Consider the following 13204-nt stretch of genomic DNA (forward strand, 5'->3'; position numbering starts at 1 on the left):
TTTGCCGCGCATTCCGTCCATCTATTTTTTTTTTTTCGGCTTTTGCTGTGCCCTATCCGGGACACCTCTTTTTGGGCGTGTTGGGCGGGGCGCGGTCCCGTCCCCCCCGCGCGCACGTCGTGCTCACTCGGCCGCGTCGGGCAGCCGAACCGGGTTGTCGTCCAGCTTGGTGTTCTCCAGCTCGACATTGAGGCCCAGAGACCGCATTTCCTTGACGAGAACGTTGAAGCTCTCGGGAATGCCGGCCTCGAACGTGTCGTCGCCTCTGACGATCGCCTCGTAGACCTTGGTGCGGCCGGCGACGTCGTCCGACTTCACCGTCAGCATCTCCTGCAGCGTGTAGGCGGCGCCGTACGCTTCGAGCGCCCAGACCTCCATCTCGCCGAAGCGCTGGCCACCGAACTGCGCCTTGCCGCCCAGCGGCTGCTGGGTAACGAGCGAGTACGGCCCGATCGAACGCGCGTGGATCTTGTCGTCCACAAGGTGGTGAAGCTTGAGCATATATATGTAGCCCATTGTCACTTTGCGATCGAACGGTTCGCCGGTGCGTCCGTCATAGAGCTGCGACTGGCCGCTGGTGTGCAGGCCCGCCTGCTCCAGCATGATGTTGATGTCGGCCTCGTGCGCGCCGTCGAACACCGGTGTCGCGATGGAGACGCCGCGGCGCATCTGCTCACTGAGGCGAACGACGCTCTCGTCGTCATAGTCGCGGATCGGCTCGTTGCGGTCGTTGGCCGGCATGAAGCTCTCGAGCGTCTTGCGCAGCGGCTTGATGTCGCCGCCTGTCTTGTACGCGTCGATCAGCTCGCCGATCTTCCTGCCCATGCCGGCGCAAGCCCAGCCCAGATGCGTCTCCAGGATCTGGCCGACATTCATGCGGCTCGGCACACCCAACGGGTTGAGCACGATGTCGGCATGCGTGCCGTCCTCGAGGAACGGCATGTCCTCGACCGGAACGATCCGCGACACGACACCCTTGTTGCCGTGCCGGCCGGCCATCTTGTCGCCAGGCTGCATCTTGCGCTTCACGGCTACGAAGACCTTGACCATCTTCATGACGCCGGGAGGCATCTCGTCGCCGCGCTGCACCTTCTCGACCTTGTCCATGAAGCGCTGTTCGAGCGCCTTCTTGGAATCGTCGTACTGGCCACGCAAGGCTTCCAGTTCGCTCTGGAGCTTTTCGTTCTCCACAGCAAACTGCCACCACTGCGAACGCGGATACTCGTCGAGCGTGTCCTTCGACAGCTTCGAGCCTTTCTTGAAGCCCTTCGGCCCGGCAATCGCGTCCTTGCCGACGAGTACGTCGGACAGGCGCGAATAGACGTTGCGGTCGAGGATCGCCTGCTCGTCGTCGCGGTCCTTGGCGAGGCGTTCGATCTCCTCGCGCTCGATCGCCATGGCGCGCTCGTCCTTCTCCACACCGTGGCGATTGAAGACGCGCACTTCGACGACGGTGCCGAAGGTTCCGGGCGGCATGCGCATGGAGGTGTCACGCACGTCCGATGCCTTTTCGCCGAAGATGGCGCGCAGAAGCTTTTCTTCCGGCGTCATCGGGCTTTCTCCCTTCGGCGTGATCTTGCCGACCAGGATGTCGCCCGGCTGCACTTCCGCACCGATATAGACGATGCCGGCCTCGTCGAGGTTCTTCAGCGCTTCTTCCGAGACGTTGGGAATGTCGCGCGTGATCTCCTCCGGCCCGAGCTTGGTGTCGCGCGCCATGACCTCGAACTCCTCGATGTGGATCGAGGTGAAGACGTCGTCGGCGACGATGCGCTCGGACAAGAGGATCGAGTCCTCGTAGTTGTAGCCGTTCCACGGCATGAACGCGACCAGCACGTTGCGGCCGAGCGCCAGATCGCCGAGTTCGGTCGATGGACCGTCGGCGATGATGTCGCCCTTGTTGACCCGGTCACCCATACGCACCAGCGGACGCTGGTTGATGCAGGTGTTCTGGTTCGAACGCTGGAATTTCATCAGGCGGTAGATGTCGACGCCCGACTTGCCGGGATCGAGATCTTCCGTAGCGCGGATGACGATACGCGTCGCGTCCACCTGGTCGACGATGCCGCCGCGGCGGGCGCCGATGGCGGCGCCCGAGTCACGGGCGACGATCGGCTCCATGCCGGTGCCGACGAACGGCGCTTCGGCGCGCACCAGCGGCACGGCCTGACGCTGCATGTTGGAGCCCATCAGCGCGCGGTTGGCGTCGTCGTTCTCGAGGAACGGGATCAGGGCCGCGGCCACCGACACCATCTGCTTCGGCGACACGTCCATCAGATCGACGTTTTCGCGCGGCGCCATCATCACTTCGCCGGCATTGCGGCAAATGACGAATTCGTCGACGAAACCACCATTCTTGTCGAGCTCGGCATTGGCCTGCGCGACGTGGTGCTTTGCCTCTTCCATCGCCGACAGATAGACGACCTCATTGGTCAGCTTGCCATTGACGATCTTGCGGTACGGGCTCTCGATGAAGCCGTACTTGTTGACGCGCGCGAAGGTGGCCAGCGAGTTGATCAGACCGATATTCGGGCCTTCCGGCGTCTCGATCGGGCAGATGCGGCCGTAATGCGTCGGGTGCACGTCGCGCACCTCAAAGCCGGCGCGCTCGCGGGTCAGACCACCGGGTCCAAGCGCCGAGAGACGGCGCTTGTGGGTGATCTCCGACAGCGGGTTGGTCTGGTCCATGAACTGCGACAGCTGCGAGGAACCGAAGAACTCGCGCACGGCGGCAGCCGCCGGCTTGGCGTTGATCAGGTCCTGCGGCATCACCGTGTCGATCTCGATCGAGGACATGCGCTCCTTGATCGCGCGCTCCATGCGCAGCAGGCCGACGCGGTACTGGTTTTCCATCAGCTCGCCGACCGAACGCACGCGGCGATTGCCGAGATTGTCGATGTCATCGATCTCGCCCTTGCCGTCGCGCAGTTCGACCAGCGTCTTGACCACGGCCAGGATGTCATCCTTGCGCAACACGCGCACGGTATCCTCGGCCTTGAGCTCGAGGCGCATGTTCATCTTGACGCGGCCGACGGCCGACAGATCATAGCGCTCGCTGTCGAAGAACAGCGAGTTGAACATGGCTTCGGCGGTTTCGAGCGTCGGCGGCTCGCCGGGGCGCATGACGCGGTAGATGTCGAACAGCGCGTCCTGGCGGCTCTCGTTCTTGTCGACGTTGAGCGTGTTGCGGATATAGGCGCCGACATTGACATGGTCGATGTCGAGAACCTTGATCTCGTCATCGCCGGCGCTGAGAAGCACCTTCAGCGTCTTTTCATCGATCTCGTCGCCGGCTTCGAGGAAAATCTCGCCGGTCGCGTAGTTGACAATGTCCTCGGCAAGGTAGTTGCCAAGCAGATCCTCGTCGGTCGCCTTGATCGCCTTGAGACCCTTTTCGCCGAGCTGACGGGCCTGGCGGGCAGTGATCTTCTTGCCGGCTTCGACGACGACCTCATTGGAGTCTGCATCGACCAGGTCGCCAACCGCCTTGAGGCCGCGGAAACGCTCGACGTTGAACGGGATGCGCCAATGGTCGCCAGCGCGCTTGTACGTGATCTTGTTGTAGAAGGTCGACAGGATCTCCTCGCCGTCCATGCCGAGCGCCATCAACAGCGACGACACCGGAATCTTGCGGCGGCGGTCGATGCGGGCGTGCACGACGTCCTTCGAGTCGAACTCGATGTCGAGCCACGAGCCGCGATAGGGGATGACCCGCGCGGCAAACAGCAGCTTGCCGGACGAATGCGACTTGCCCTTGTCATGGTCGAAGAAGACGCCCGGCGAACGGTGCATCTGCGAGACGATGACACGCTCGGTGCCGTTGACGATGAAAGTGCCGTTCAAGGTCATGAGCGGCATGTCGCCCATGTAGACGTCCTGCTCCTTGATGTCCTTGATCGACTTGGCGCCGGTATCCTCGTCGATATCGAACACGATGAGGCGCAGCGTCACCTTGAGTGGCGCGGCATAGGTCAGGTCGCGCTGACGGCATTCGTCAACATCGAATTTCGGTGCTTCGAACTCGTACTTCACGAATTCCAGCATCGAGGAGCCGGAAAAGTCGGAAATCGGGAACACCGATTTGAAAACCGCCTGCAGTCCCTCGTCAGGACGCCCGCCCTTGGGCTCCCAGACCATCAGGAACTGGTCATAGGATGCCTTCTGAACCTCGATCAGGTTCGGCATCTCCGCAACTTCCGGAATCTTTCCGAAGAATTTGCGTACGCGTCTGCGGCCATTGAAAGTTTGTGTCTGGGCCATCGTCGCTCCTTAGCTCGATTCTCGGGGCGAGCCTCGCCGCGGCTCGCCTTGCATTCTCGGCCACCTCGCCGGCGGCCTTTATTTGTTCACCCGCCACCTGTCGGTGGCCGGCCAAAACGGGAGAAAACCCGTTTCCTGAAGGCCGGTTCACGGCCCTCAGGAAAGAGGTTTTCGTACTCTTCGCGTTACGCAGCCTCCCTTCGCGCCAAGGGAGTGGCGGACGGCGCGAAGCCGCCCGCCGATATCAAACGCTTACTTCAGTTCGACCTTGGCGCCGGCTGCTTCCAGCTGCGCCTTGAACTTGTCCGCGTCGGCCTTGGAAACAGCTTCCTTGACCGGCTTCGGAGCCGCCTCGACCAGGTCCTTGGCTTCCTTGAGGCCAAGACCGGTGATGGCGCGAACTTCCTTGATGACGTTGATCTTCTGAGCGCCCGCCTCGGTGAGGACGACGTCGAATTCCGTCTTTTCCTCGACCGGAGCAGCAGCAGCCGCGGCACCGCCAGCGGCGGCAACCGCCACCGGAGCAGCAGCGGAAACGCCCCACTTTTCTTCCAGAAGCTTCGACAGCTCGGCCGCCTCGAGGACGGTCAGCTTCGAAAGGTCGTCTACGATCTTTGCCAGATCAGCCATTGCAATATTCCTTCATAGGGTTCGAACGTGTGTTTGTGATAGCGAGGAACGGCCTCATGCCGCCTCGTCCTTCCGGGCGTAAGCGCCGATGACACGCGCGACCGAAGCCGCAGGCGCATTGACGATCTGGGCGATCCGGGTTGCCGGCGTGGCGATCATGCCAACCAGCCTGCCGCGCAGCTCATCGAGCGACGGAAGTGTGGCGAGTGCCTTCACACCGTCGGCGTTGAGCGAGGTGGTGCCCATTGCGCCGCCGAGAATGACGAGCTTGTCATTTCCCTTGGCGAAATCGGACGCGACCTTCGGCGCCGCAATCGGATCCTCCGAATAGGCGATCAGCGTCTGTCCCTTGAACAGGTCGATGATCGATGCGGAGTCCGTGCCCTGAAGAGCGATTTTGGCGAGACGGTTCTTCGCGACTTTGACGGTGCCACCGGCGACACGCATTTTCGACCGAAGGTCGTTCATTTGCGCGACGGTGATACCGGCGTAGTGGGCCACGACGACTGAACCAGCGCCCGAAAACGCTTCATTCAGGCCCGTGACGAGTTCGCGTTTTTCCGCTCTGTCCACTGCCTATCTCCAGTTGACCCCAATCCTGTTAACGGGAACATTCCCATTACGAGGACAGGCGTCGGGTTGCCTTTTTGCCGGTCGGGCCATCCAGTAACGGATCTCCCGAACGACGCTCGAGGATCCTGCCCCCTTTCGCCACACCAGCCGGCAAGCCGAATGGTGCGCAGACAAAAGGCAAACACGGTTCGAACCTTTCATTGGAGCAGTCGCTCCTTTGTCCGGTCTTCACCCGTCTCATGCAGGCCCACATGAATTAAGGCCCCCCCTTGAACTAAGGCTTGGGGCCGCCCGCAATCTCGGACAGGATGTCCGGAAGCCTTCCGACTTCCGGTACCGGGCCGCCAAGATAAGTCGGAGGCCCGGAATTCTGTTTGCGGATCAGCCCTTTAGCGGCCGATCCAAATAGTTCGTATCAGGACGCCGCCAGCGTCGAGACGTCGAGCTTGAGGCCCGGGCCCATCGTCGAGGTGACCGACACCTTCTTGACGTAGTTGCCCTTGGCACCAGCCGGCTTGGCCCTGTTCACCGCGTCGGCGAAGGCGCGGACATTCTCCTCCAGCGCCTTGACGTCGAACGAGATCTTGCCGACGCCGCCATGAACGATGCCGGCCTTCTCGACGCGGAACTCGACCGCGCCGCCCTTCGATGCCTTGACGGCGGCGGTAACGTCGGTGGTGACAGTGCCGACCTTCGGGTTCGGCATCATGCCGCGCGGGCCGAGCACCTTGCCCAGACGGCCGACCAGGGGCATCATATCCGGCGTGGCGATGCAGCGATCGAAGTCGATCGTGCCCTTCTGGACGATGTCGACCAGATCCTCGGCGCCAACGATATCGGCGCCGGCCGCCTTGGCTTCCTCGGCCTTGTCGCCACGCGCGAAAACGGCGACGCGGACGGTACGGCCGGTGCCGTTCGGCAGATTGACCACGCCACGGACCATCTGGTCGGCATGGCGCGGGTCGACACCCAGGTTCATCGCGATTTCAACGGTCTCGTCGAACTTCACCGAGGACCGGTCCTTGAGCAGCTTCAGCGCATCACCCAAGGCATAGGCCTTGTTGGGATCGATGCCTTCGCGGGTCTTCGATACACGCTTTGCAATCTTTGCCATGATCTCAGCCCACCACTTCCAGACCCATCGAGCGGGCGGAGCCCTCGACCATGCGCATGGCCCCCTCGATATCGGTTGCGTTCAGATCCTTCATCTTCTGCTCGGCGATGGCGCGCACCTTGTCGCGGCCAATCGTGCCGGCCTTGACCTTGCCCGGCTCCTTCGAGCCCGACTTCAGGTTCGCGGCCTTCTTCAGGAAGTAGCTCACCGGTGGCGTCTTCATGACGAAGGTGAACGACTTGTCCTGGTAGTAGGTGATGACGACCGGAATCGGCGATCCCTTTTCCATTTCCTGGGTCTGCGCGTTGAACGCCTTGCAGAACTCCATGATGTTGATGCCGCGCTGACCAAGCGCCGGTCCGATCGGGGGCGACGGCGTCGCCGAGCCCGCGGAAACCTGGAGCTTGAGCTGGCCTGCAATTTTCTTAGCCATCTCTTTCCTGCCTTTATCTCATGCCGGCCCCACTATCTGGGCAACACCGGCGGTTGCAGTCTGGTGGTGCGGTTCCTGCGGCCGGCTAAAGCCGCATTCGCCTCCCACCCGTTTTGGCCGCGATTTCCACGCCGCCTCCCCTCACCGCCGCATGGGCGATAAGGATTTCGGATCAGCCTTTTTCGACCTGTCCGAATTCGAGATCGACCGGCACGGCGCGCCCGAAGATCGAAACTTCCACCTTGAGCCGCGCCCGCTCCTCGTCCACTTCCTGGACGAAACCGTTGAACGACGCGAACGGACCGTCCGAGACGCGGATCGCCTCGCCGATCTCGAAAGTGACCGACGGCTTCGGCCGCTCGACGCCTTCCTGCACCTGGTTCAGGATGCGCTGCGCCTCGGCCTCGGTGATCGGCACCGGCTTCGAGTCACCCAGAAAGCCGGTGACCTTCGGCGTGTTCTTCACGAGTGAGAACACCGCGTCGGTCAAGTTAGCCTTCAGGAGCACGTAGCCCGGGAAGAACTTACGCTCGGCATCGACCTTGCGGCCGCGGCGTATCTCGACGACCTTCTCGGTCGGCACCACGATCTGCTCGATGTCAGCGGACAGGCCCTTCTGCTTGGCCTTGTTCTCGATGTCCTCAGCGACCTTTTTTTCAAAGTTCGAATAGGCGTGGACGATGTACCACCGCGCAGTCATCTCAAGACTTCTCCGTAATCGCCGGACTTAGCGTCCAATGCCCAGAATCTGCTCGACCGCGAGGCCCATGAGCTGATCGGCAGTAAAGAAAAAGATCATCGCGATCACAGCGAACGCCAGAACCATCACCGTCGAGATCATCGTTTCGCGACGCGACGGCCAAGTCACCTTGGCGGTCTCCGCGCGAACCTGCTGGAGAAAGACGAAAGGATTTGTGGTTTTCGAAGCCATGTGCCGCCTGTCTGCGAGACCCGTTGACCGGATCTCCTGGATGATCCCGCTGGCCGGGATGTGCCGCATGAGTCTGTGTTCGCGCCGAATCAGCGCAATCATTTCGCCCATGCAAATCGGACGCGTAAAGCCGGATTCCCAGCTCCACGCGTCGCGTGTCTGTTTCGTCTACATAAAACCGATTCTTGATCCACGCAAGTGGCAAGTGTCCGCTTTATGACAAACGCCGCATCGGAACCATCCAGTCGTCCCGTCCCGGCTATGGCGCTCTTATGCCTCAAAACAGCCTATATGGCAAGCCACCGCGCGATTTTCAAAAGGCCGATGCGTAGAAGATCAGACATTTTCATGAATTGGCCATTTCGAAAAATGGCACGGGCAGCAGGGCTCGAACCTACGACCTGCGGTTTTGGAGACCGCCGCTCTACCAACTGAGCTATGCCCGTATCGCGCGCTGCTATTTCATAAAGCGGACAAGAACTCAAGTCGAGTTTTTAGGCGTGGCCGCGACGAGCTGCGATCGTCGAAATCCGAGGGCCAGCGCCCAGGCGCATATGAGAAGTTCGAGAGCAAAAGTCCAATGCAGCATGAAGCTCATGACCCAATTGCGGTACATGGCCGGAACCGTGACGAGTTCGAGCGCATGCCGGTCGAACGGCATTAGCCACATTATAGGCGAGGCCACGGTGTCCAGGATCATATGCATCATTGCGGCGGCAAAGAAGGCGCCGACTAGGGCCAGATATCGCTGATCACGCCATTTCGCGAGCGACAATGCGACAAGGCCGGCCGCTGCCCAGAAGAGCGGCCAATGCGTGATGTAGGTGTGGTGATGGGTCTGGCGGCCATCGACAAAATGGAAGTAGAGCATGTCGATATCCGGGAAGACGCTGCCGAGCATAGCAGCCATGATCCCCGATCTGCCGGGCCAACGGTTTCGCGCGAAAGTACCGAGTATGTAGCCAGCCGGAAGATGAGCGATCAGCATCGCCAAACCTCGTTCATTGCCGAATCGCTCGAACGTCGCGGCATATTGTGGCGCATTCAGGAAGGGTCACCCCGCTTCGCCCCAAGCGGGCTAGGGAGAGGGCTATTTCTCGGTCGGCGGCTTGTACGGGCCGCCGGGCACGCCCCAGCCCCAGGCCGGCATCGGTTCCGTCTCCGGGTCGCAGGTCTCGCCAAGGTTGGAGTTCATCTTCGCCAGCCGCGACCCCCATTCGACATAGGCAGTGAAAGCCGAGCGGAATTCCGGATCGTCCGGCAGCCCGACTTCATCGGCGGCATCAACGAGCAGATTGACCCAGCGGCGGCGCTGTTCCTCGCTCAGATGCTTGCCGAGATGGTGCATCACCATCTCGCGGTGGCCGCCATGCTCTTCGCTGTAGGTCTTCGGTCCGCCAAAGACCTCTCCGATGAAGGCCGCGACATGGGCAGGATGGTCCGGCGACATGTTTTTGAACACCGGGCCGACGATCGGATCCTGAAACACCTTGCCGTAGAAGGTTTGGGTCAGGCGGTTCAGCGCTTCGGTGCCGCCGGCCCATTCGAACAATGTCGGGACGTCCTCGTTCATCACCGATCCTCGATTGCAACTGTCAGCGACGATAGCGGAACGATCGTGCGGAGCTCAACCTGCCTCGATGGCCAGTTTGGGCCGGCTGCGGTGTCTGCACCTTACAACTTGACCGGCGCGTCGGCCTGAACCTCGGACGTCGACACTACGCGGCAATTCTCCGGCTTTGGCTCCGATTTGCAGATGGTCGGACCGGTAAATTCATCGACCGATTCAAGCCCGGTCGTCAGCCCGACTTTCAACATCATGTCGGGTTCGAGCTGCCGATGGCGCGAGGCCGGCACCGACCGCATCGCCACCAGCAGGCCGGGTCCGACTGCCATGTCTTTGAGATAGGTTTTGACCCGCTGCTCCAACCCCATCGAATGCACGATCAACTGCGCGCGAGGACCGACAAGGCGTCTGACACCGCCGGCAAGCATGATCGGACAGGCCGCGCCACATTCGCCGCTCGCATCGATCGTGAGCCCGACATAGACGCCATCCTTGGCGGTGCAATCCGCCTTGTCCGGCTCGCATCCAATGAAGTCCGTCCGCGCAACCGCCACGCCGAGCTTGCGTTCTCGGATCAACCTTCCGGCGGCCACAGCGCCGAGCACGTCACCTCCCGGCGAGTTGATCACCACGGGCAGTCGCCGAGCACCGATAGTGTCCAGCAGTTGGCGCAGCCGTTCCGGCGTTTGAGCGCTGATCGTGCCTTCCGCCGAGATCCATTCGGGGCAGTTGGGATCGCAGAGAAAACTTCTGCCGCGAACCAGAACGAAGCGCATATCGCCAACATCGGCCCGGTGCACGGTTTCGGGTTCGACCGACGCGGCGGGAGCGGGCTTGGCGTACGCCACCACGTCGCCGGCCGGCGCCGGTATTTCTCTACAGTTCGCGGCCACCGGATCGGTGTTGCACAGGGTTGCGGCGGTCAGCAGGTCGACGGCATCCAGGCTGGTAACCAGCTTCGTCTGCAGCATGTCGTAGGGGGTCAGTTGCTGAATGGTGCTGGCCGGCGTGTTCTTCATCGTCTCGAGCACGGCCTGGCCGACGCCCATTTCGTTCAGATAGGCCGCCAGTCTTTTCTCCACCGACTTGCTCATCTCGTAGGTCTTGTAGCTGCCGGCGTTCTTGCGGCCGACGATCTTCTTGCTGAGGATTTTCTTCTTGCCTCTCACCACGCGATAGGTGGTCCGGTACTGCAATTTCGTGCGGATGTAGGTCGTGGTGATCTGATGGACGCCGAGATGGGCCCATTGCCCGACCACGCGCCTGATGCCGCCGGCAAACATCAGCGGACAAGCGGAATTGCAGATGGCGCCGTCGGCATAGGCATTGCCGAAATAGCGAGCGCCCTTGCCGTCCTTTTCCTTGCAGTCCTTGGCATCGGGCTGGCAACCGGTGAACTGGGTTTTGCCGACCGCGATATCGAGCTTGTTCTTGCGGAGCAGCCGGCCAAGCGTCAGCGCCGCTTCGACGTTGCCGCCGGGAGAATCCACGACAACGGGCAGTTTTCGGCCACCAAGCCCCTTGAGTGTGCGTTTGAACAGGGCCGGCGTGCCGGCTTCTATCGAGCCTTCAGCCGATATCCATTCCGGGCAGGTCGGTTCGCAACCAGGCGCGCTGCTGCGGACGGCGACAAACCGCATCGTCGGGCCAAGATCCGGCGCGGATTTTTTGGTGTTCGCCGCGAAGGCAGCGTGTTCCATAACTAGGAACGATGCCAGGCAGATCACCCCAAGCATCCACCATGTCTGGCTATTCAGACGGTGCCATAGAACCATTCGGGCAAGCCCCCCGCAATGCAAGCTATACTAGTTCAGCTTTGAAAGCTTGCAACAGGTTTTGCGACGCCGCAGGCGGCGGCTGCACCCAAAAAAGAAAGACCGGCGGCCCGAAGACCGCCCTTTCGTATTCGATATCGGCCGGCAACGCCGGCGCCGACTAATGGCCGGCGCGAAGCTACAGCCTCGGGGGCGCCTCGGCGGCGTTGGCTGACGGCGTAACCCTGCAATTGTCGGGCTTCGGCAGCGACTTGCAGATGGTGTCGCCGGTCAGTTCGTCCACCGATTGAGAACCCGTCGTCAGCCAGTGCTGGAGAATCGCGTCGGGTTCGAGTTGGGCGGCCCGAGGACCGCCCTTTTCTGTCTCGATCTCCGGCTGGCGCAACCAGTCGCATACCCCGGCTGATCATGGCTTCATGTCCGATGATGTGTACGGGCCACTCGCCACGCCCCAACGCCAAGCCGGCATTGGTTCCACCTCAGGATCACAGGTGGAGCTCGCCCCAGCTACCGGCGATCCCCCTCCGATGCAGGCTATGAGAGTTTGCGGGGGATTGCCGTACGACCCTTCGTCGCCGGCATTGGTCACCTGCGTGGCCGGCTGAGAAATTAGGACTTGAGCCGGTTGAGAAGGTCCGGCCTTCGCCTCGATCGCTGCGGCCTCGGGCGGCTTGGCATTCGCAGGGATCTCTCTGCAGTTCGCCGGCGCAGGACTCCGCCGGCATATGCCCGCCTGCGTAAGTACGTCGAGAGAGCCCGTGCTGGTGACCAGCTTCACCGTGAGCATGTCGGCGAGGGCGGTCTGCCGGATGTCGCTGGCGGGCGTGGCCTTCATTCTGTCCAGTACCCTTGGCCGACACCCATCTCCCTGAGATAGGCCGAGAGCCTCCTCTCAAGCGCCTTGTTCATCTCATAGGTCTTGTAGCTGTCAGCTTCAGTACGGCTGATGACCTTGGTGCCGATGACCTTCTTCCGGCCGTTCACAATTCTGTATTTGGTGCGGTAATATACTTGTTCGCGCCGATATGTAGTGGTGATCTGATGGACGCCTAGATGGGCCCAACTGCCGACCACGCGTCCGACGCCTCCGGCTAACATCAGCGGACATGCGGAGTTGCACATGGCACCGCCGTCGGACGCAATGCCGAAATATGCGGCGCCCTTGCCGTCATTGGCCCGGCAATCCTTCATCCCGGGCCAACAATCGAAAAACTTGGTCGTACCGACGGCGATATCGAGCTTGTTTTTGCGGACTATTCGACCGAGCCGGAGCGCAGCGTCGACATTGCCGCCCGGGGAATTGACGATGATCGGCAGTTTAGGCGGCCGAGCGTCTTCAATATACGCTTGAACTGCACTGGCGTGCTCGCCGAGATGGCGCCTTCTGCCGAAATCCATTCCGGACAATTAGGCTCGCAACCGGTCGCATTGCTGCGCACGACGACGAGTTGCATCTCCGAAAAACCATCGGACGAACTGCCCGGAAGGTACCATGACTTCGGATCCCATGTCTTCGGATCGGACACATCCTCGGCCTTCGCAGCGAAGCCAGCCATCGCCATGACGACCACCAGCGCCAGACTAATCAGCCCGCGCCACCACCGTGCCATACTGTCTGAACGGCGTCCCGGAACCACGTTTGGCAAAAGCCCCCTCGATGCAACCTATACTAATTGACATGGCGGGGCTTGCAACAGCTTTTGAAATGACGGCGTGCCCGCTTCAACGAGACCGCCAGGCAAGGCTTCAACGCAGAAAGGGCGGCCCGAAGACCGCCCTTCCCTGTCGATCCGACAAATGCCGGCGTCGATTACTCTTTGATGGTGACGACGATGCCGGCACCGACGGTGCGGCCGCCTTCACGGATGGCGAAGCGCAGCTTCTCTTCCATGGCGATCGGCACGATCAGCTCGACATCGAC

Annotated in this window: 13 protein-coding genes and 1 tRNA gene; all 14 read right to left on the reverse strand. The window is 61.5% G+C overall.

Annotated elements, in window-relative coordinates:
- Positions 1 to 123: 123 nt before the first annotated feature.
- Entirely contained in the window at positions 124 to 4260 is a 4137-nt protein-coding gene (rpoB, locus tag AC0L3N_RS31540) for a DNA-directed RNA polymerase subunit beta (RefSeq protein ID WP_473551479.1), read from the reverse strand.
- Positions 4261 to 4512: 252 nt separating this feature from the next.
- Entirely contained in the window at positions 4513 to 4890 is a 378-nt protein-coding gene (rplL, locus tag AC0L3N_RS31545) for a 50S ribosomal protein L7/L12 (RefSeq protein WP_023680442.1), read from the reverse strand.
- A 54-nt stretch (positions 4891 to 4944) separates the two neighbouring features.
- The gene (gene rplJ / locus AC0L3N_RS31550) at positions 4945 to 5463 is read right to left on the reverse strand and encodes a 50S ribosomal protein L10 (protein ID WP_065011395.1); all 519 of its coding nucleotides are present in this window, start codon (positions 5461 to 5463) and stop codon (positions 4945 to 4947) included.
- A 415-nt stretch (positions 5464 to 5878) separates the two neighbouring features.
- Entirely contained in the window at positions 5879 to 6577 is a 699-nt protein-coding gene (gene rplA / locus AC0L3N_RS31555) for a 50S ribosomal protein L1 (RefSeq protein ID WP_095494992.1), read from the reverse strand.
- A 4-nt stretch (positions 6578 to 6581) separates the two neighbouring features.
- The gene (rplK, locus tag AC0L3N_RS31560; protein WP_029352163.1) at positions 6582 to 7010 is read right to left on the reverse strand and encodes a 50S ribosomal protein L11; all 429 of its coding nucleotides are present in this window, start codon (positions 7008 to 7010) and stop codon (positions 6582 to 6584) included.
- A 172-nt stretch (positions 7011 to 7182) separates the two neighbouring features.
- A complete protein-coding gene (gene nusG, locus AC0L3N_RS31565; protein ID WP_006333333.1) occupies positions 7183 to 7710 on the reverse strand; it encodes a transcription termination/antitermination protein NusG in 528 nt (175 codons plus the stop codon).
- Between the two features lie 27 nt (positions 7711 to 7737).
- Positions 7738 to 7941 (reverse strand): preprotein translocase subunit SecE, encoded by a 204-nt coding sequence (gene secE, locus AC0L3N_RS31570; RefSeq protein WP_013531408.1) that lies wholly within the window; start codon positions 7939 to 7941, stop codon positions 7738 to 7740.
- Positions 7942 to 8311: 370 nt separating this feature from the next.
- Positions 8312 to 8387 (reverse strand) — tRNA-Trp (locus tag AC0L3N_RS31575).
- A 35-nt stretch (positions 8388 to 8422) separates the two neighbouring features.
- Positions 8423 to 8929, reverse strand: a complete 507-nt coding sequence (locus AC0L3N_RS31580) for a metal-dependent hydrolase (RefSeq protein ID WP_473551480.1) — start codon at positions 8927 to 8929, stop codon at positions 8423 to 8425.
- A gap of 102 nt (positions 8930 to 9031) precedes the next feature.
- Positions 9032 to 9514, reverse strand: coding sequence for a group II truncated hemoglobin (locus AC0L3N_RS31585; RefSeq protein ID WP_473551482.1), 483 nt, complete (start codon positions 9512 to 9514; stop codon positions 9032 to 9034).
- 101 nt (positions 9515 to 9615) lie between these two features.
- Positions 9616 to 11244 carry a COG3904 family protein gene (locus AC0L3N_RS31590; protein WP_473551483.1) on the reverse strand — a complete coding sequence of 543 codons (1629 nt, stop codon included), beginning with the start codon at positions 11242 to 11244 and terminating at the stop codon, positions 9616 to 9618.
- A gap of 217 nt (positions 11245 to 11461) precedes the next feature.
- The gene (locus AC0L3N_RS31595) at positions 11462 to 11668 is read right to left on the reverse strand and encodes a hypothetical protein (protein WP_473551485.1); all 207 of its coding nucleotides are present in this window, start codon (positions 11666 to 11668) and stop codon (positions 11462 to 11464) included.
- A gap of 446 nt (positions 11669 to 12114) precedes the next feature.
- Positions 12115 to 12681, reverse strand: a complete 567-nt coding sequence (locus AC0L3N_RS31600) for a hypothetical protein (protein WP_473551486.1) — start codon at positions 12679 to 12681, stop codon at positions 12115 to 12117.
- A 412-nt stretch (positions 12682 to 13093) separates the two neighbouring features.
- The coding region (locus tag AC0L3N_RS31605) for an EF-Tu C-terminal domain-related protein (protein ID WP_023745017.1) at positions 13094 to 13204 on the reverse strand (111 nt) is incomplete at its 5' end.

This window comes from Mesorhizobium sp. WSM4807, from assembly GCF_055811615.1.

Bases quoted from the DNA above. Each gene is read 5' to 3' on its own strand.
- rpoB (WP_473551479.1), bottom strand. From the start codon at position 4,260: ATGGCCCAGACACAAACTTTCAATGGCCGCAGACGCGTACGCAAATTC.
- rplL (WP_023680442.1), bottom strand. From the start codon at position 4,890: ATGGCTGATCTGGCAAAGATCGTAGACGACCTTTCGAAGCTGACCGTC.
- rplA (WP_095494992.1), bottom strand. From the start codon at position 6,577: ATGGCAAAGATTGCAAAGCGTGTATCGAAGACCCGCGAAGGCATCGAT.
- rplK (WP_029352163.1), bottom strand. From the start codon at position 7,010: ATGGCTAAGAAAATTGCAGGCCAGCTCAAGCTCCAGGTTTCCGCGGGC.
- nusG (WP_006333333.1), bottom strand. From the start codon at position 7,710: ATGACTGCGCGGTGGTACATCGTCCACGCCTATTCGAACTTTGAAAAA.
- secE (WP_013531408.1), bottom strand. From the start codon at position 7,941: ATGGCTTCGAAAACCACAAATCCTTTCGTCTTTCTCCAGCAGGTTCGC.
- AC0L3N_RS31580 (WP_473551480.1), bottom strand. From the start codon at position 8,929: ATGCTGATCGCTCATCTTCCGGCTGGCTACATACTCGGTACTTTCGCG.
- AC0L3N_RS31585 (WP_473551482.1), bottom strand. From the start codon at position 9,514: ATGAACGAGGACGTCCCGACATTGTTCGAATGGGCCGGCGGCACCGAA.
- AC0L3N_RS31590 (WP_473551483.1), bottom strand. From the start codon at position 11,244: ATGCTTGGGGTGATCTGCCTGGCATCGTTCCTAGTTATGGAACACGCT.
- AC0L3N_RS31600 (WP_473551486.1), bottom strand. From the start codon at position 12,681: ATGGATTTCGGCAGAAGGCGCCATCTCGGCGAGCACGCCAGTGCAGTT.